The sequence below is a fragment of the Pseudomonas silesiensis genome (genome assembly GCF_001661075.1).
Classification (GTDB): domain Bacteria; phylum Pseudomonadota; class Gammaproteobacteria; order Pseudomonadales; family Pseudomonadaceae; genus Aquipseudomonas; species Aquipseudomonas silesiensis.
The window spans coordinates 4,772,474-4,791,591 of record NZ_CP014870.1; the positions used below are offsets into that span (position 1 = coordinate 4,772,474).

Below are 19,118 nucleotides of genomic sequence, written 5' to 3' on the forward strand. Positions count from 1 at the left end.
GCGCGGCCCGTACTGCAGAGCCCTAACGGACAGCGCCGCGCAACTCGCCTACCAACCCTTGCAGCCTGGCGGGCTCCGCCGCTTCTACAGTCACCGCAGGGCCTGCCACCAGGGTCACTCGCGACCATAAGCGACGAAACACCCCCTTGCGCGGATCGCGACTGAAAAAACTGCCCCACAATCCCTGCAGTGCCAACGGAATCACCGGCACCGGTGTCTCTTCAAGAATCCGCGTCAGCCCGCCCTTGAACTCATTGATCTCGCCATCGGCGGTCAGTTTGCCCTCAGGGAAGATGCACACCAGCTCACCGTCCTTCAGATACCGGGCAATGCGCGTGAAGGCTTTTTCGTAGATCTGGATGTCTTCCTGGCGCCCCGCGATCGGAATCGTCCCGGCCGTGCGAAAGATGAAATTCAGCACCGGCAGGTTGTAGATCTTGTAGTACATCACAAAGCGGATTGGCCGACGCACCGCACCACCGATCAGCAACGCATCGACGAAGGACACATGATTGCAGACCAGCAACGCCGCGCCCTCATCGGGAATCAGTTGCAGGTTGCGATGCTCCACGCGGTACATGGAATGGCTCAGCAGCCAGATCATGAAGCGCATGCTGAACTCGGGGACAATCTTGAAGATGTAGGCGTTGACCCCGATGTTTAGCAGCGACACCACCAGGAACAGCTGCGGGATCGACAGCTGGGCCATGCTCAGCAATATGATCGAGACAATCGCCGAGACCACCATGAACAGCGCGTTGAGAATGTTGTTGGCTGCAATCACCCGCGCCCGCTCGTTCTCGGGGGTGCGCGACTGGATCAGCGCATACAGCGGCACAATATAGAAGCCACCAAAGATCCCCAGGCCGAGAATGTCCATCAACACCAGCCAGGTATGACCGAAACCAAGGATCTCGACCCAGCCATGGCCGTCGACGCTGCCCGGAATGCCCCCGGAATGCCACCACAACAGCAACCCGAACACCGTCAGGCCGAACGAACCGAACGGCACCAGGCCGATTTCGACTTTGCGCCCGGACAGTTTCTCGCAGAGCATCGAGCCGAGTGCGATCCCTACCGAGAACACTGTGAGAATCAGCGTCACTACGGTTTCGTCGCCATGCATCCACTCCTTGGCGTAAGCCGGGATCTGCGTCAGATAAATCGCCCCGACAAACCAGAACCATGAGTTGCCGACAATCGATCGCGACACTGCCGGAGTCTGGCCGAGGCCCAGCTTCAGGGTGGCCCAGGATTGACTGAAAATATTCCAGTTCAGGCGCATTTCCGGCGAGGCGGCCGCGGCACGAGGAATGCTGCGGCTGGCCAGATAACCGACGACCGCAATGCCAATGATCGCCGTGGAGACGATGGGCGCGTATTGACTGGACGACATCATGATCCCGGCGCCGATGGTTCCGGCGAGGATCGCCAGGAAGGTGCCCATCTCCACCAGGCCGTTACCGCCCACCAGCTCTTCTTCGCGCAAGGCCTGGGGCAGGATCGAGTATTTCACCGGGCCGAACAGCGCGGAGTGGGTGCCCATGGCAAACAGCGCCACCAGCATCAGCGACAGGTGATCGAACATGAAACCGACCGCCCCGACCGCCATGATGGCGATTTCCCCGAGTTTGATCAGACGGATCAGCGCATCCTTGGCGAATTTTTCGCCGAACTGCCCGGCCAGCGCCGAGAACAAAAAGAACGGCAGGATGAACAGCAGCGCACACAGGTTGACCCAGATTGAGCGGTCACCCTCGATCGCCAGCTTGTACAGAATGGCGAGGATCAACGACTGCTTGAATATGTTGTCGTTGAACGCACCCAGCGACTGAGTGATGAAAAACGGCAAGAAGCGCCGGGTGCGAAGCAAGGTGAACTGTGAGGGATGACTCATCTTCCGTGTTCCTGATGTTGGTAGAGAGTGGCGTGGATACGTTGATTGGAATGCCGAACATCGATCCAGGCCACACATTACCTAATCCAGGACGGTTATTTCTTTAATCCTGTGATACAAGGCGAGACAAATAGCTCTCCCCTCCATGCCCCCTGCACCGTCCGTTTGCCAACGATCAGCCACATCACCACCAGCATCGCCACCAGCACACAGCCGAAGAGACTGAAAAAGGACAGGTTCAACACGCTGGCCAGCTTCAAGGTTGTCAGGGCGTACACGCCCAAGGGAAAGGTAAAGCCCCACCAGCCGAGGTTGAACGGAATCCCGGCGCGCAGGTAGCGCACGGTGATCAGCAGCGCGACCAGCATCCACCACAGGCCAAATCCCCACAGCGTGATCCCGGCCACCAGGCCCAACCCGGCGGCGATTTCACCGACCCCAGGCAAACCGTTGGCGGCGAAGATCGCTGGCGCGTCGGCGCCCAGCAACAACATGCCCAGCGCACCGGTCCCGATCGGACCGAGCGCCAGCCAACTCGAGGCGGCCATGTTTTCGTGGGGCAGTTTATGCAAGGCCATGCGCAACAGCAGGATGGTCAGAATGCTGAACGCCACCGGCAGGGAAAAAGCCCAGAGCACGTAGCTGGTGACCAACACCACGATTTGCGAATGGGCATCCGCCAGGTGCGGCGCCAACAGGCCGCCACTGGCGGCAGCGACTTCGGCGGCCACCACCGGCAACAACCATACTGCCGTCATCTGATCGATGCTGTGTTCCTGGCGAGTGAACATCAGGTACGGGATCAGCACGCCACAGGCCACGGACATCGCCACGTCCAGCCACCACAGCATTTCGACGACAGGCATCACGCCTTCGCCCCAACGCGGCAGACCGAACACCAGAAAACCATTAATGATGGTCGCCAGGCCCATCGGGATGGTGCCGAAGAACATCGACACGGTCGAATGCCCGAAAATCCGCCGTGCCTCATCGAAAAACAGCACCCAACGTGCGGTATATATAGCCGTAAATATCAAGAACAGGACGATATTGAACAGCCAGAGTGCTTCGGCAATCCGGTGCACGCCGGGACTCGCACCAGGCCATTGCGCCAGCGCCAACGCCAGCACACCGGTACCCATGGTGGCGGCGAACCAGTTCGGGGTGAATTGGCGGATTACTTCGCGCGGGTGTTGCAGCTGACTGAAAGGCTTGAAGCCGGCTGGGGCGGTATTGAGGCATGTCATGGCGAACTCCTGTCCTCTTGTTGAGGTGGAGTTCATCGTAGAACCCAATCGAATATCTATATAACGGGTAATATCTCTAACTGTTATCTATTTCATAGATATAGCGATCATTTGACATCAAGGCTACAGACGCTGGCTGGCCGCTGACGCATCAAGCCCAGCAGCGCCGCCAGAGACAGCACAATCAACACCGCGCCATAACCGTCGGTGGTTGCCACCAAGCCAAACGTCCGTGTCAGGCCACCCGCCAGCAATGATGGCAAACAGAACGCCAGATAACTGAGTACATAAAACGCCGACATCAAACCGGCCCGCTCATGGGGCAGCGCCAGCGGCACCAGACTGCGCACCGCCCCCAGGAACCCGGCACCGAATCCACACCCGGCCACCAGGGTGCCGAGGAAAAACAAGGGCAGGCTGGCACCGTGCACACCCAGTAAAACCATTGCGACACCCGCTGGCAACAACGTGCCGCCCAACAGCAGCGCCTTGGTGGCGGGCCGATTGCGCAGGGTAAAGATCATCAACGCACCGGTCAGGGTCAATGCCGCCACCGTCGCGCCGCCAATCAGGTTCGAGTCAGAGCCTGTGGCCGTGCGCACCAACGAAGGGGCCAGCGATGCATAAAAACCGCCGAGCGCCCAGGTCGCGATATTGAGCGGCAACACCCGCCACAAAGTGGAACGTGCCTGGATCGGTACATGCAGGGTCGGACGCAGCGCCCCCCAGGCACCCGCTTGTGGACTGACGGTTTCAGGCAGGCGCCAGACGTACACGCCTTGTGCCACAAACAGCGCCAGCAACACCCAATAGGTCAACTGCAATGGCAACGGGGCAAACTCAGCCAACAACCCACAGCCCATGGCTCCGACCGCCATACCCAGCAGCGGCGCGACACTGTTGACCAATGGTCCCTGTTGACGGTCGGTGTCCAGCAATGCGGCACTCAGCACGGCGGTGGCCATCCCCGTCGCAAATCCCTGAAGCACCCGGGCACCGATCAACCACGCCACGCTGTCGGCATTGATAAACAGCAGCATCGCCAACATGTTCAGCAATACCGCGGTGAAAATCACCGGTTTGCGGCCCAGGTAATCCGAAAGCGAACCCACCGTCAGCAGCGCCACCAGCAAAGTGATGGCGTAAACCCCGAAAATAACGGTCAGGGTCGCTGCCGAAAACTGCAGGTGTTCCTGATACAAGTGATACAAGGGCGTCGGGGCAGTGGAAGCGGCGAGAAAACTGAGTAAGGTGATGGCCAGGAACCACAGGCTCGCACGATTGGAAGCAGGACTGTTCGACGTTGAATAGCGCATTGCACACTCCGCAAAAGCTAATTTTTTGCTTTTGCGGAGTGTGCTACTGGCGAACGCTTAAAGCAAATTCTTTGTGTTAAGGTCCGATGCATGGCTATTAAAGAAGGTTTACGCCCCGGTGGCCGTAGCGCCCGGGTGCAGGAGTCGATTCATTCGGCTGTCCGTGACCTGCTCCAGGAGCAGGAACGCTCTACCCTGACCGTCCCGCAAATCGCCGCCCGCGCGGGGGTCACACCGTCGACCATTTACCGGCGTTGGGGCGACTTGTCGGCATTGCTCGCAGATGTCGCCCTCGCCCGCATGCGCCCCGACAGCGAGCCGGCCAACACTGGCACCCTGCGCGGTGACGTGCTCGCCTGGGCAGAGCAGTATCTGGACGAGATGAGTTCGCAACCCGGTCGCAACATGCTGCGCGATGTGCAAAGCAGCACGCTGCCGATTTATTGCGCAACCATCATTGGCGGGCAGTTGCAGGCGATTCTGGATCGCTATCCCGATCAGCCGAAGCCGAGCGTCGATCGATTGATCAACCTGGTGGCGGCGCCTACGGTGTTTCGTATCCTGTTTTCCGAGGCGCCGCTGGAGGTTGGGGAGTTGCATCGGTTGATCGAGATAGCGTTGAGTCAGTAAGGCCGCCTTCGCGGCGGTGCGGCGATCCGACAAGCCCGCTCCCACAGTGATCTTCGGTGTACACACTATTTGCCACTCACAGAGAACCCTGTGGGAGCGGGCTTGCCCGCGAAGAGGCCTGCCACCCCCGCGACACCCCACCACGCCACGACCTTGGTCGACACTGACTAACGCCGGCGCTCGTGCGAGACTGTCTCACCGGGCGGGAGTCCCGGGTGTCTTTTGTCCGGAGTTACCATGTCGCTGTCCAGCGGGCTGATCGCCACCGTCGCCCTGGCCTATATGGCCATCCTGTTCGCCATCGCCTTCTACGGTGACCGGCGCAGTGCGCCCTTGCCTCCGCGCGTGCGCGCCTGGGTGTACAGCCTGTCGCTGGCGGTCTATTGCACCAGCTGGACCTTCTTCGGCGCCGTGGGCCAGGCCGCCGAACAACTCTGGTCATTCCTGCCGATCTACCTGGGGCCGATCCTGCTGCTGGTCTGCGCGCCGTGGGTCCTGCAAAAAATGGTGATGATCAGCAAGCAGGAAAACATCACTTCCATTGCCGACTTCATCGCCGCGCGCTATGGCAAATCCCAGGCGCTGGCGGTGGTGGTGGCGCTGATCTGCCTGGTCGGTGTGCTGCCCTACATCGCGTTACAGCTCAAGGGCATCGTGCTCGGGGTGAATCTGCTGATCGGCGCGGGTGCGGACGCCACGGGCACTCGCGCCCAGGATACGGCGCTGGTCGTGTCGCTAGTGCTGGCGCTGTTTACCATCGTGTTTGGTACCCGCAACCTCGATGCCACGGAACACCACCGCGGCATGGTACTGGCGATCGCGTTCGAATCCCTGGTCAAGCTCTTCGCGTTTCTCGCGGTCGGCGCCTTCGTGACCTACGGCCTCTACGACGGTCCCGACGACCTGTTCGACCAGGCCATGCTCGCCCCACGCCTGGAAGAATACTGGAAGGAAACCATCAACTGGCCATCGATGGTGGTCCAGACCGGTGTGGCGATGATGGCAATCATCTGCCTGCCCCGACAGTTCCACGTGACCGTGGTGGAAAACATCGATCCACAGGATCTGAACGTGGCCAAATGGGTGTTCCCGGCTTATCTGGCGCTGGCGGCGCTGTTTGTCGTCCCGATCGCCCTCGCCGGTCAGATGCTGCTGCCCAGCTCGGTCTTGCCGGACTCGTTCGTCATCAGCCTGCCCCTGGCGCAGTCTCACCCGGCCCTGGCGTTGCTGGCATTTATCGGGGGCGCCTCGGCGGCGACCGGCATGGTGATCGTCGCCAGCGTGGCGCTGTCGACCATGGTCTCCAACGACATGCTGCTGCCGTGGCTGCTGCGACGCAACAACGCCGAGCGGCCCTTCGAGGTGTTTCGCCAGTGGATGCTCTCGGTACGCCGGGTCACCATCGTGGTCATTTTGCTGCTGGCCTACGTCAGCTATCGCCTGCTGGGCTCGACCGCAAGCCTGGCAACCATCGGCCAGATAGCCTTCGCCGCCGTGACCCAACTGGCCCCGGCCATGCTCGGCGCGCTGTACTGGAAACAGGCCAACCGTCGGGGGGTATTCGCCGGTCTCGCCGCCGGGACGTTCCTCTGGTTCTACACCCTGATTCTGCCGATTGCCGCCCACGGTCTGGGATTATCCTTAAGCAGTTTCCCGGGCCTGACCTGGCTGCACAGCAACCCGCTGCACCTGCCGATCACCCCGCTGACCCAAGGCGTGGTGCTGTCCCTGGCGGGCAACTTCACCCTGTTTGCCTGGGTGTCGGTGCTATCGCGCACCCGGGTGTCGGAACACTGGCAGGCCGGGCGCTTCATCGGCCAGGAAATCAGCGCGCGCCCCAGCTCCCGCTCCATGCTGGCGGTACAGATCAACGATTTGCTGCAATTGGCGGCGCGCTTCGTCGGTGAAGAACGCGCCCGTCAGAGTTTCATCCGTTTCGCCTACCGCCAGGGCAAAGGCTTCAACCCGAACCAGAACGCCGACGGTGAATGGATCGCCCACACCGAGCGTCTGCTGGCCGGTGTGCTCGGCGCATCCTCGACTCGCGCGGTGGTGAAGGCGGCCATCGAAGGTCGGGAAATGCAACTCGAGGATGTCGTGCGGATCGCCGACGAAGCCTCGGAGGTGCTGCAATTCAATCGCGCCCTGCTGCAAGGTGCGATCGAGAACATCACCCAAGGCATCAGCGTGGTCGACCAGTCACTCCGGCTGGTGGCGTGGAACCGGCGCTACCTGGAGTTGTTCAATTACCCGGATGGCTTGATCAGCGTCGGGCGACCGATTGCCGACATCATTCGCTACAACGCCGAACGCGGCCTGTGCGGCCCCGGCGAAGCGGAAGTGCATGTCGCCCGCCGCTTGCACTGGATGCGCCAAGGCCGTGCCCATACTTCGGAAAGATTGTTCCCCAATGGACGGGTGATCGAGCTGATCGGCAACCCGATGCCGGGCGGCGGTTTCGTCATGAGTTTCACCGACATCACCGCGTTCCGCGAGGCCGAACAGGCGCTGACCGAAGCCAACGAAGGCCTGGAACGACGCGTCACCGAACGGACCCATGAATTGTCACAGCTCAACGTGGCCCTGACCGAAGCCAAGGGCACCGCCGAGTCGGCCAACCAATCGAAAACCAGGTTCCTGGCAGCGGTCAGCCATGACTTGATGCAACCGCTGAATGCGGCGCGGCTATTCTCCGCCGCCCTAACGCACCAGGACGACGGCTTGTCCACCGAGGCGCAAAAACTGGTGCATCACCTGGACACCTCTCTGCGCTCGGCCGAGGACTTGATCAGCGACTTGCTGGACATATCCCGCCTGGAAAATGGCAAGATCAACAAGGATCCCAAGCCGTTCGCGCTCAATGAGTTGTTCGATGTCCTCAGTGCCGAGTTCCAGGCACTGGCCCGAGACCAGGGGCTGAAATTCCGGGTCAGGGGCAGCAAGTTGCGGGTCGACAGCGACAGCAAACTGTTGCGGCGGATCTTGCAGAACTTCCTCACCAACGCTTTCCGCTACGGTAAAGGGCCGGTGCTGTTGGGGGTTCGGCGACGCAAGGGCGAATTGTGCCTGGAGGTCTGGGACCGAGGCCCGGGCATTCCCGAAGATAAGCAACAGGTGATTTTCGAGGAATTCAAACGTCTCGATAGTCACCAGACCCGCGCCGAGAAAGGCCTCGGGCTGGGCCTGGCGATTGCTGACGGCTTGTGTCGCGTGTTGGGCCATACCCTGCAGGTTCGCTCCTGGCCCGGTCGCGGCAGCGTGTTCAGCGTCAGCGTGCCGTTGGCCCGGGCGCAAACCGCGATGCCCGCCAAGGTCGTCGAACTCAACGGTAAGCCGCTGAGCGGCGCGCAGGTTTTGTGTATCGATAACGAAGACAGCATCCTGATCGGCATGAACAGCTTGCTGACGCGCTGGGGTTGCCAGGTCTGGACCGCACGCAACCGCGATGAATGCGCGGCGCTGCTCAGTGATGGCATGCGTCCGCAACTGGCGCTGGTGGATTACCACCTGGACAATGGCGAGACCGGGACCGAGCTGATGGCCTGGCTGCGCACCCGATTGGGTGAACCGGTGCCGGGCGTGGTGATCAGTGCCGACGGGCGCCCCGAGATGGTGGCGCTGGTACATGCGGTCGGGCTGGATTATCTGGCCAAGCCAGTGAAACCGGCGGCGTTGCGGGCGTTGTTGAGTCGGCATTTGCCGTTGTAGTGCGGCAGATTTGACTTGCTCGCGAAGCTTTTAAACTTACTCTGGCAACTCGGCCAAGCCATCCACATCCGTCATCGCCCGCTCCAGCAGATCTGCCGGCAGGCTCTTGCTCGCTCGTGCGCCCAGCAATTTGAGTTGTTCACTGCGACTGACCAGGTTGCCGCGCCCTTCGGTCAGCTTGTTGCGCGCGGAGCTGTAGGCCTTGTCCAGTTGTTGCAAGCGATTGCCGACCTCATCCAGATCCTGAATGAACAACACGAACTTGTCGTACAGCCACCCCGCGCGCTCGGCAATTTCCCGGGCGTTCTGGCTTTGGCGCTCTTGCTTCCAAAGGCTGTCAATGACCCGCAAAGTCGCCAGCAGCGTCGTTGGGCTGACGATCACGATATTGCGGTCGAAAGCCTCCTGAAACAGCGTCGGCTCAGCCTGCAACGCGGCGGAAAACGCCGCTTCGATCGGGACGAAGAGCAAGACGAAATCCAGGCTGTGCAAACCGTCCAGCCGCTTGTAGTCCTTGCCGGACAGGCCTTTGACGTGATTTCGCAGCGACAGCACGTGTTGCTTGATGGCGATTTGGCCGATGGCATCGTCTTCGGCCGCCACGTATTGCTGATAGGCCGTGAGGCTGACCTTGGAGTCAACCACCACCTGCTTGTCGCCTGGCAGATAAATGATCACGTCGGGCTGGAATCGCTCACCGTCCGGGCCCTTGAGATTGACCTGTGTCTGGTATTCGCGCCCCTTCTCCAGGCCCGCATGTTCCAGCACCCGCTCAAGAATCAATTCGCCCCAGTTGCCCTGGGTTTTCTGCCCTTTCAACGCCCGGGTCAGGTTGGTGGCTTCGTCGCTCAGGCGCAGGTTCAGTTGCTGCAGCCGCTCCAGCTCCTTGGCCAGGGAGAAACGCTCGCGGGCTTCGGCCTGATAACTTTCCTCGACGCGTTTTTCGAAGGACTGGATGCGCTCCTTCAAAGGATCCAGCAACTGCCCCAGACGCTGCTGACTGGTTTCGGCAAAACGCTGCTCACGCTCGTCGAAGATTTTGCCGGCCAGTTCCGCAAACTGTGCGCGCAGCTCATCTCGCGAGCCTTGCAGGTCACTGAGACGCTGCTGATGGCTTTCCTGCTGCTCACGCAGCTCGGCGTTGAGCGAAGCGGTCTGGGCGTCCAGACGACGTAACTCGGCTTCTTTGCCGGCACGCTCGAGGTTCCAGGCATGGGCGGCGTCGCGAGCATCGTCACGCTCGATCTGCAACAGTTCGACCTCACGGCGAACGGCGGCCAGGTCTGCTTGCCGGGCGGTGTTGGCCTGACTCAGGTCGGCGATTTCATCGCGACAGGCTTCGAGTTGGGCGTTCAATCCATCTTGGGCCAGATGAGCCGTGGTCAGACGCTCTTCCAGCAGCGCCACCTCTGACTGCATCGCGCTCGCCCGGCGCTGTAGCTGCCAGGCCAGTACCAGCAACGGCAGCGCAGCACCCGCCAGACCGAGCAATGCGCTGGTCAAGTCCATAGCCATAGCCACTCCTGCCCATTCGATAAAACTTGAAGGTTAACCAAGGCGTCAGGTCTTGGACAGCTCAGTCTTCGATCAGACCCAGTTCCTGCAGGGCGCGTCGATCCCCTGCCCGTGCAGCCTGGCGCAGCAGGTCCTGACCGATTCGGCGATCCCGGGCATTTCCGCACTCGCGGCACATCAGCTGGCCGAGACGACTTTGCGCGGCGACGACGCCTTCACGGGCCGGTTGCTTGAGCAAACGTCCGGCGAAGTGTTTGACGCTGGTGTTCTCACCCAGGCGCGGGCTGTCCAGCAACCATTCGGCCACCCGCATCGAAAAACGCTTGGGCGGGGCAACACGTGGAGGTGTGGAAGTGACTGAGATAGATACTGAGCGAAACTTCATAAAGCACTGTGGGACAGATCGGAAGGCGCGCCACTCTACTCTTTTTTTCCTACAGGTAAAGCCTAAAAAAACCCGGCACGCCCGTCCTAGAGCAAGCGCTCGGGACAATCCACAGAAGCTGTGGATAACTCAGTGGACAACCGCCTCTGAACTCTCGCAAAGCCCTATGGAACGGGGCCCGCAGTCAAACTGACGATTTTTTCACCAGTAAAAAAAAGCGATGTTTTTCATTGACTTAAATTTTGGTTACAGGCACCCACCCGGGTTGAAGGCAAGATGACGGTGGGATGACAGCCGGCGCAACGTATGTGCACAAGTACCTTTCAGGCAGTTATATCGGAGGGTTTTTTCGGAGATTTTCGTGTCAGTCCTGTGATTAAAACACTGGCAAACCCGTGATCCAGGCCAGTGCAAACTCGACGAATGCTGGCGACCGATTATCGGAATCTGTGCTATTACAGAGCGAGAATCCCGGTCTTGAGCTTCTCTTGATGCCCGACCCGCAAAGCGGAAAGGCCGATAGCGGGCATATTTTTTGCCAGGACACTTCCCTTTGCCAAACGGATCCGTTACTATCCGCGGCGTTAGTACCAAGCTGAAAGTCAATTCTGGTCGAACAACTCCCCCCGGTCAGCCTTCCCAAAGGAAGCCTTTACCGAAAAAGCGGGATCGACCACCTCGATGGTTTCCAGGTAAACCTTGCGTCAACACAGCCTTTGAATCGAAAGCAAAGGGTGTTGCGAAGCTCACTTACTCTGACCGAACCAACCTGCAAATTGATCAGGATCTTCACCCCGGGCCCAGAACCTTTGCCCTTGATGTGCTGCCTGCCCTCCTAAGTACCTACCTGCCAGCCCAAGCGCGCCAATTATCAGCGCTTCAAACTGGCTGCTTTGTTCCAGTCGGGTTCTTCGTTCGACCAACGGTGGTCGTCGTCACTGGAACGTTTTAATTTTGCACGGCTCTTATCCGTGTCGCTTGTAGGAACACCCAATGACTATGTCTACTCAAATCCACACCCAGGATGCTATCCGCACCTTGACCAACGCTTTTGCCCCAATGAACTGCCTGATCATGGCCGCTCGCAAAGGCTGCTTCAGCTTCACCCTGGTCAACGAACACGGCATCGCCCGTCACAGCGAACGCCTGTACCCCGATCAATACTCCAGCGCCGAGCCGCTGCAGGCCGTGATCGAGCGTACCCGTCAGGCACTGGTTGCCTGATACGCCAGAAAGACCTGTAACCGCAAAAGCCTCGCTCAAAAAGCGGGGCTTTTTATTGCCCCGATATTTCCCGTTGCGCCGCCGGCGCCTAAGCACGAACCGATATAAGCGTTATAACTCGAAGCCAGAAATATTTTAAAAACAGTCCTTTACGGCGCGAATATGACACTACACTTCAACTCAAGCGGCTTGTTCCGCTTCCGGCGAGCCTGAGCCGATCCACTGCTGCCAAGGCCCCTTTCAGGACTCGCCGACTACTTCACGTTTCGAGGGTGTTATGGGTATCGCTGCCAGCGAACTGTGCCGTTATGTGATCCGTCCGACATTGATTTACCTCGGGCGCCATAGCGCAACTGCCGAATCCCTGCTGCTGGGCATTGCCGCCAGCCAGTCCGCCCTTGGTTCCGCCCTGCATGACCGCCGTGGACACGGCCTGTACCGAATTGCCGAACCCCGCCACCGGGCACTCTGGGACCATTACCTGGCACTTGACCCGGATCGCGCCAGCCTCGTTCGGGGCCTGGCCAGCCAGCATGCATTTCTCAGTAGCCCGCACCTGGAATTGACCGTCAACCTGCGTTACGCCACCGCCATCGCCTGGCTGCTGGTGGAAGAACAGAACACCCCCCTCCCCGAAGCCGCCGATGACTTGATGGGAATGGCGCGCATCTGGCGCCAGACCTTCCACCCCCAGGGACGCCTGCGTGACTTCACCTTTGCCTGGCAAACCTGTGTTTCACCGCTGAATCAGGTTGCCTGCTGACCCTCCTTTTCGAAAGATCGTGCAACATGTCGCGAATCTGGTCGGATTGTCCTACAAAACCGCTCTAAATCAAGCGATACAGGCTATAGCGCCCGAACGAATTTCTTGGTAATTTTCGCCCCGGTGATCACCAGGAGTTCTAATAATGAAAAAAGTAATGCTCAAAACCACCATTAGCCTCGCCGTTGCCTTGGCATCCACCCAGATCTTCGCAAGTGGCTTCGCCCTCAACGAACAAAGCATCAGCGGGATGGGCACTGGTTTTGCCGGGCGATCTTCTTCTGCCGACGACGCATCCACCGTTTTTGGCAACCCTGCCGGCATGTCTCGCCTCAAGCGCGAACAAGTGACCGGCGGTGTTGCATTTATCGATGCACACACTGACATCAGTGATGCCAGCTCCCGCCCGAATGGTGGCACCAACAAAGGTGACATGGTCCCTTTCATGGGCGTGCCCATGGGCTACTACGTAAAGCCAATCGATGACCAGTGGGCATTCGGCATCGGCGTGTACGCTCCATTCGGCCTGGTGACCGATTACGAGAACGGCTTTGCCGGCCGTTACTTCGGCAGCAAGAGCGAAGTCCAGATCGTCACCCTCCAGCCAACCGTCAGCTACGCCTTCAACGACAAGGTTTCCATCGGTTTCGGCCCGACCATCAACCGCATCGACGGCAAGCTGGAATCGAACCTGTCGCTGAACCCGGCCGCACCGGACGGCGAAGTCAAGATCAAGGGTGACGATACCGCGCTGGGCTACAACGTTGGCATCCTGGTTCAAGCCACCGACAGCACCAGCGTCGGCCTGACCTACCACTCGAAAGTGAAGTACAAACTTGAGGGTGATACCAAGGTCAACTACGGCCTCCTCGGCGCCCTGGGTCAGAACCCGAACCAGAAGTACGACGCTTCGCTGGACATCACTACGCCTGAATCGGTCGACTTCTCGGTTACCCACAAACTGGACGACCAGTGGACCCTCTACGCCGGCAGCACCTGGACTCGCTGGAGTCGCCTGAAAGAAATCTCCGTCGAGAACAGCGGCGTTCCTGCTGCGCTGAACAACAGTTTCGGGACCATCACCGAAGAACAGAACTGGCATGACACCTGGGCTCACGCCATCGGCGCTTCCTACCAGTTGAACAAACAATGGGTACTGCGTACGGGTCTGTCCGTTGACCAGGCGCCAACCAACAACGAAAACCGCTCCCCACGCATCCCGACTGGCGATCGCACAATCTTCAGCCTCGGTGCTGGCTATAGCCCGACCGACGACCTGACCATCGACGTGGCGTATTCGTACCTGCATGAAGAGTCGGTCAAGGTCAACGACAACAATGGCCGCCAGGCCTACGACGCCAAGTATGAAAACTATGCGAATGGTTTCGGTGTAGGCGCGACCTACCGCTTCTGATGATTCTCGACGAGCCTGAACCCCTCGCCGCCTGAATTGAAAAAGCCCCGCTCTCTTGCACAGAGGCGGGGCTTTTTATCGGACGGCGATCGCCCCCCCCCCCCTGTGGGAGCTGGCTTGGATACAAAGGGACCGACGGCGCGTAAAGAAATAGTAAATTTTCGCCCCACAGTCAGCCGTGCAATACATGTAGATATTGAATCTGGGGTAGCATCCGGCACCTGAATCGGCTCTCGCAGAAAAGAACCTCTTGCTCCCGGGTTCGCGTCCAGCATGCAGGGTTGTGCTGGAATACGGCTGAATTTACCGTGCCTGTGAGCTACGGTTGTACCTATTTCGAGAAGCGGCCCTCGATGCGCATAAGCTCTCGCCCATGCCTCCCGACCTTGCTGGCGACCGTTAAATGAAATCATTGCTTCATCCAGCCAGGGCTGTCGCTCTGGTTTTTCTGGCCGCAATACTCGTCGGCAGCGCCCTTCTGATGCTCCCGATATCCCACGCCGAAGGTAGTGCTACGCCCTGGGTGACTGCATTTTTTACAGCGGTATCGGCCGTATGCGTTACCGGGCTGGTAGTGGTGGACACCGGTACTTACTGGTCAACCTTTGGTCAGGCTGTGATTCTGCTGCTGTTCCAGCTAGGCGGCTTCGGCATGATGACTGTAGCGACCTTGCTGGGTTTGATGGTCAATAGCTCCTTTCGTCTGCGCACCAAAATGGTCGCCCAGTTCGAGTCACGCTCATTGGGGATGGGCGACATTGCCAGTGTGGCCAAACTCGTGCTTGTGGTGACGTTTGTCCTGGAACTCATTATTGCCCTGTCGCTCACCCTCCGATTACACCTGGCCTATGACCTGTCATGGGCTGAAGCAGCGTGGAGCGGTCTGTTTCATGCCGTGTCGGCATTCAATAACGCGGGCTTCTCCATCCATCCGGATAGCCTGATGCGCTATGCCACCGATGCATCTATCTTGCTACCGGTCATGACCGCGATTGTTATCGGTGGCATCGGCTTTCCCGTCCTGCATGACTTGCGTAACAGATTCAATGATCCCCGCCATTGGTCACTGCATACCAAGCTCACTTTGATTGGCACGACAATACTGCTGCTGGGCGGATTTTTCACTTTGCTGGTGTTTGAATGGTCCAACTCGGCAACACTCGGCCCCATGCCGTTTGCCGATAAAGTTCTCTCGGCGGCATTTGCTTCTGTTTCTGCACGTACAGCCGGGTTTAACTCGATTGATATCGGCGCGCTGACCCAAGAGAGTTGGGCAATGCACTACTTCCTGATGTTTGTGGGGGGCGGTAGTGCGGGAACCGCTGGTGGTGTCAAAGTCGGTACCGCCGCCATCCTGGTCATACTGATCATTGCTGAAATTCGAGGCCACAGTGACAGTGAGGCATTTGGCCGGAGAGTCGGCGCCTCGGCACAACGCCAAGCCATCACTGTGCTCGTGCTTGGCAGCGCCATGATTGTGTTGGGGACGCTGTTCATCTTGCGCGAAACTGATCTCCCCACCGACCAGGTCATATTCGAAGTCATCTCTGCGTTTGGTACGGTCGGCCTCTCCACCGGAATCACCGGCAACCTACCTGAGTCGAGCCAATTGATGCTGACTCTGCTGATGTATGTCGGGCGGGTCGGCACCATCACGCTTGCGGCGTCACTGGCCCTTGGCGAGCACCGCATGCCCTATCGCTATCCAGAGGAGCATCCAATTGTTGGCTAAGTTTCTGTTTACGGAGCAGTTTTCTTTTTCCAAAGGCGATAGCGTTGTGGTGATCGGCCTCGGTCGCTTCGGCAGTTCTGTGTCCCAATCGTTGATGCGGTTGGGCCATGACGTCATGGGTATCGACAGGGATGCTGAACCTGTCCATGACTGGGCTGATCTCTTGACTCACACAGTCCAGGCCGACTCCACCAACGTCATGGTCTTGCGCCAACTGGGCGTTGCCGACTTTGCCCATGCCATCGTGGGAATCGGTACCGACCTGGCGGCCAGCTTGATGACCATCATGGCGTTGACCGAACTGGGCATCCAGGATATCTGGGTCAAAGCACTGACTGCCGAACATGGACATCTTGCTCAGCGTATTGGCGCCCATCACGTTGTCTACCCGGAGGCGGATATGGGGGAACGTGTCGCGCACCTCATTACCGGGCGGATGATTGATTTCATCGAGTTTGATGATGGCTTTGCAATCGCCAAAATTCACGCCCCGCTGCCGACTCAAAACAACACACTTGCCGACGCCAATATTCGTGAAAAGTATGGCGTAACGGTCGTAGGACTCAAGCGCGCCAACGAAGACTTCCAGCATGCCACACCTGGCACCCTGATCCTGCCGGGCGATCTACTCATCGTCTCTGGCTCGACTCATCTGATTCAGAAATTTGCGGGCCGCTCAAAATGATCAGAGGAGCCTCCTGGTGGCCCCGCGTGTCCGGGATTACTTGACCAGTTCAGCTTGCCAGCGAAGGCGATATTCCATCCAACATTAACTGTGACTGATACACCGCTTTCGCTGCGGTGCGGCGATCCGACAAGCCAGCTCCTTGCAGGGGGTGTCGATCAGGGTTGCGACGCCAGGGCTTTCTCCACGGCTTCGATGAATTCGGGATCGTCGGGCTTGGTCAGGCTGGAGAAATCGGCGATCACCTTGCCCTTTCGATCGACCACGTATTTGTAGAAATTCCACTTCGGTGCGCTGCTCTGTTTCGCCAGGACCTTGAACAGGTGAGTCGCGTCGTCACCGCGGACTTTCTGCGGCTCGGTCATGGTGAAGGTCACGCCATAGTTCACGTAGCAGACCTTCGCGGTTTCTTCGCCATCCTTGGACTCCTGCTTGAAGTCATTGGATGGAACGCCGATCACCTCCAGCCCTTGAGCCTTGTAACGCTGATTCAGCGCTTCAAGGCTTTTGAACTGCGGGGCGAAGCCACAAAAGCTGGCCGTGTTGACCACCACCAGCGGTTTTCCGGCGAAGCGCTGGCACAGGTCGATGGATTCCTTGGCGCGCAATTTGGGTAACGAACCCTGCAACAGATCGGGGCATTCTGCCGCTTGAGCCAATCCGGTGAACGCTACCAGTAACGCGGGAACTGCAAGCCAGCGCATCAGCATGTCGGTGCATCCTTGAGAAGTCGTCAGTCACGACGTTACTCGTCCTCACAGCCTGCTAGCAAGCACCCATGCCCAACTGCATCAAGGCCAGCCCGCCCTGATGCCAGCCCCACCACGCCAAGGCCAGCAGCGAGGCGCAGACAGCCGTCAGCGCAATCCGCGGCCAGAGGCTGTTCATATCGCACTCATCCGACTTTGCAGGCGTGCCACCGGCTGCTCACGCACCGGCCAGTTCAGGGCGGCGGCCAGCAGGCTCAAGAGAATCGCTACCTGCCAGATCAAGTCGTAACTCCCGGTTCGGTCATACACCACCCCGCCCAACCAGCCGCCAAGGAACGATCCGAGCTGGTGGAACAGGAACACAATCCCACCGAGCATGGACAAGTTTCGTACACCGAACAAGGTCGCGACCGTACCGTTGGTCAAAGGCACGGTCGACAGCCACAGAAAGCCCATCGCCATGCCAAACAGATAGGCGCTGGTCGTCGTCACCGGCGCCCACAAGAACAACCCGATGACCACCGCCCGCAGCAAGTAAAGACCGGTGAGCAAACGCGGCTTGGACATCCGCCCGCCAAGCCAGCCCGCAGTGTAGGTACCGAAGATATTGAACAGCCCGATCAGCGCCAGCACCGTGGTGCCGACGGTGGCTGGAAGGTGCTGGTCCACCAGATAGGCCGGCAAATGCACGCCAATGAACACCACCTGGAAGCCGCAGACAAAAAAGCCGAACGCCAGCAGCCAGAAGCCCGAATGGGAGCAGGCCTCGCGTAGCGCTTCGGACAGGGTTTGTTCATGCCCGAAGACCGGCAGCGGTTTGTCCTTGAGCATGCTCACCAGCGGCACGATCAGCGCCACCAGCAGGCCCAGTACCAGCAATGCAGCGGACCAGCCCAGCCAGCCGATCAACCCCAGCGTGCCGGGCAACATGGCGAACTGGCCGAAAGAACCGGCGGCACTGGCAATGCCCATGCCCATGCTGCGCTTCTCCGGCGGCACCGCGCGCCCCACCACGCCGAGGATCACCGAGAACGAGGTGCCGGACAGGCCGATACCGATCAGCAGACCGGCACTCAGCGACAAAGTCACGGCCGAGTCGGACAAGCCCATGAACACCAGGCCCAGGGCGTAAAGGACGCCGCCGATCGCCACCACTTTCGCCGCACCGAAGCGGTCGGCCAGGGCGCCGGTGAACGGTTGCGCCAAGCCCCAGATCAGGTTCTGCAAGGCGATGGCGAAGGCAAAGGTCTGACGCCCCCAGCCGAACTCGGCACTCATCGGCGCCAGAAACAGCCCGAAGCCATGTCGTACGCCCAGAGACAACGCGAGAATCAGCGCACTCCCCAATAGCACCCATCCGCACGTACGCCACATCGATGTCATTCTTATTCTCCAGTTGCGGGTATATACCCGCTTAAAAGCGGAAAAACCGGTTTCAAGCCAGTTCATCCAACAGCTTCAACAAGGTTTCGCGCTTTTCGGCGCCCAGTTTATCAACGAGGCGCTGTTGCGCTGCCTCCCAGGCCGGCAACGCCGCTTTCAGGCGCTCGGCACCGGCCTCGGTGAGCTGGACGATGCGATTGCGCATGTCCTCGCCTTCGACCAGCATCACCAGCCCGTCGCCCTCCAGCACCCGCAGATTGCGCCCCAGGGTACTGCGATCGAGCCCCATGGCCTCGGCCAGGGTGGAAATACTTGGTTGATCCAGGCGCTGCAGATTGCACAGCAAAGAATACTGGGCAACGTTGATCCCGAAGCCATCGAGAGCGCCGTCGTAGTGCCTGCTGACGCCACGGGCGGCGCGACGCAGGTTGATGCATAAACATTGGGATTCGAGCATGATACGTGTATATACCCGCGGTTAAATGAAAGCAAATTTTTTAAACATTACA

At 59.3% G+C, this 19,118-nt stretch carries 16 protein-coding genes; 7 read left to right on the top strand and 9 right to left on the bottom strand.

Annotated elements, in window-relative coordinates; all coding sequences use genetic code 11:
• Nucleotides 1-22: 22 nt before the first annotated feature.
• The 3 genes from PMA3_RS21010 to PMA3_RS21020 all read right to left on the bottom strand — a co-directional run bounded on the left by PMA3_RS21010 (nt 23) and on the right by PMA3_RS21020 (nt 4,460).
• Nucleotides 23-1,897 (bottom strand): MFS transporter, encoded by a 1,875-nt coding sequence (locus PMA3_RS21010; RefSeq protein WP_064678989.1) that lies wholly within the window; start codon nt 1,895-1,897, stop codon nt 23-25.
• 95 nt (nt 1,898-1,992) lie between these two features.
• Complete coding sequence (locus PMA3_RS21015; protein ID WP_064678990.1) at nt 1,993-3,144, bottom strand: TDT family transporter; 1,152 nt, start codon at nt 3,142-3,144, stop codon at nt 1,993-1,995.
• 107 nt (nt 3,145-3,251) lie between these two features.
• The gene (locus PMA3_RS21020) at nt 3,252-4,460 is read right to left on the bottom strand and encodes an MFS transporter (RefSeq protein WP_064678991.1); all 1,209 of its coding nucleotides are present in this window, start codon (nt 4,458-4,460) and stop codon (nt 3,252-3,254) included.
• Between the two features lie 90 nt (nt 4,461-4,550).
• Between PMA3_RS21020 and PMA3_RS21025 the strand changes: the two genes are divergently transcribed.
• Nucleotides 4,551-5,090, top strand: coding sequence for a TetR/AcrR family transcriptional regulator (locus tag PMA3_RS21025; protein WP_064678992.1), 540 nt, complete (start codon nt 4,551-4,553; stop codon nt 5,088-5,090).
• A gap of 237 nt (nt 5,091-5,327) precedes the next feature.
• A complete protein-coding gene (locus tag PMA3_RS21030; protein WP_064678993.1) occupies nt 5,328-8,798 on the top strand; it encodes a hybrid sensor histidine kinase/response regulator in 3,471 nt (1,156 codons plus the stop codon).
• A gap of 36 nt (nt 8,799-8,834) precedes the next feature.
• On the opposite strand, the gene PMA3_RS21035 is transcribed toward PMA3_RS21030, so the two are convergent.
• Entirely contained in the window at nt 8,835-10,199 is a 1,365-nt protein-coding gene (locus tag PMA3_RS21035; protein WP_167355133.1) for a DNA recombination protein RmuC, read from the bottom strand.
• Nucleotides 10,200-10,374: 175 nt separating this feature from the next.
• The gene (locus tag PMA3_RS21040) at nt 10,375-10,698 is read right to left on the bottom strand and encodes an SEL1-like repeat protein (RefSeq protein WP_082930388.1); all 324 of its coding nucleotides are present in this window, start codon (nt 10,696-10,698) and stop codon (nt 10,375-10,377) included.
• A gap of 999 nt (nt 10,699-11,697) precedes the next feature.
• On the opposite strand from PMA3_RS21040, the gene PMA3_RS21045 reads away from it, so the two are divergent.
• From PMA3_RS21045 to PMA3_RS21065, 5 genes are all read left to right on the top strand, one after another.
• On the top strand, nt 11,698-11,922 hold the full coding sequence (locus PMA3_RS21045) for a hypothetical protein (RefSeq protein ID WP_007898912.1): 225 nt from the start codon (nt 11,698-11,700) through the stop codon (nt 11,920-11,922).
• Between the two features lie 277 nt (nt 11,923-12,199).
• Nucleotides 12,200-12,685, top strand: coding sequence for a hypothetical protein (locus PMA3_RS21050; protein ID WP_064678996.1), 486 nt, complete (start codon nt 12,200-12,202; stop codon nt 12,683-12,685).
• A 145-nt stretch (nt 12,686-12,830) separates the two neighbouring features.
• Entirely contained in the window at nt 12,831-14,099 is a 1,269-nt protein-coding gene (locus PMA3_RS21055) for an OmpP1/FadL family transporter (RefSeq protein WP_064678997.1), read from the top strand.
• 403 nt (nt 14,100-14,502) lie between these two features.
• Nucleotides 14,503-15,831 carry a TrkH family potassium uptake protein gene (locus tag PMA3_RS21060; RefSeq protein WP_064678998.1) on the top strand — a complete coding sequence of 443 codons (1,329 nt, stop codon included), beginning with the start codon at nt 14,503-14,505 and terminating at the stop codon, nt 15,829-15,831.
• Complete coding sequence (locus PMA3_RS21065; protein ID WP_202970118.1) at nt 15,821-16,516, top strand: potassium channel family protein; 696 nt, start codon at nt 15,821-15,823, stop codon at nt 16,514-16,516. Before PMA3_RS21060 ends, PMA3_RS21065 begins: the two co-directional genes overlap by 11 nt.
• Nucleotides 16,517-16,674: 158 nt before the next feature.
• Here PMA3_RS21065 and PMA3_RS21070 read toward each other — a convergent pair whose 3' ends face one another.
• Genes PMA3_RS21070 through PMA3_RS21080 form a run of 4 tightly spaced genes read right to left on the bottom strand, consistent with a single transcriptional unit; the run spans nt 16,675 to nt 19,066 of the window.
• Entirely contained in the window at nt 16,675-17,226 is a 552-nt protein-coding gene (locus PMA3_RS21070; RefSeq protein ID WP_064678999.1) for a glutathione peroxidase, read from the bottom strand.
• A gap of 55 nt (nt 17,227-17,281) precedes the next feature.
• The gene (locus tag PMA3_RS33425) at nt 17,282-17,404 is read right to left on the bottom strand and encodes a hypothetical protein (protein ID WP_257784576.1); all 123 of its coding nucleotides are present in this window, start codon (nt 17,402-17,404) and stop codon (nt 17,282-17,284) included.
• Nucleotides 17,401-18,609, bottom strand: a complete 1,209-nt coding sequence (locus PMA3_RS21075) for an MFS transporter (protein ID WP_064679000.1) — start codon at nt 18,607-18,609, stop codon at nt 17,401-17,403. Before PMA3_RS21075 ends, PMA3_RS33425 begins: the two co-directional genes overlap by 4 nt.
• 52 nt (nt 18,610-18,661) lie before the next feature.
• Nucleotides 18,662-19,066 (bottom strand): MarR family winged helix-turn-helix transcriptional regulator, encoded by a 405-nt coding sequence (locus tag PMA3_RS21080; RefSeq protein WP_064679001.1) that lies wholly within the window; start codon nt 19,064-19,066, stop codon nt 18,662-18,664.
• Between the last annotated feature and the right edge of the window lie 52 nt (nt 19,067-19,118).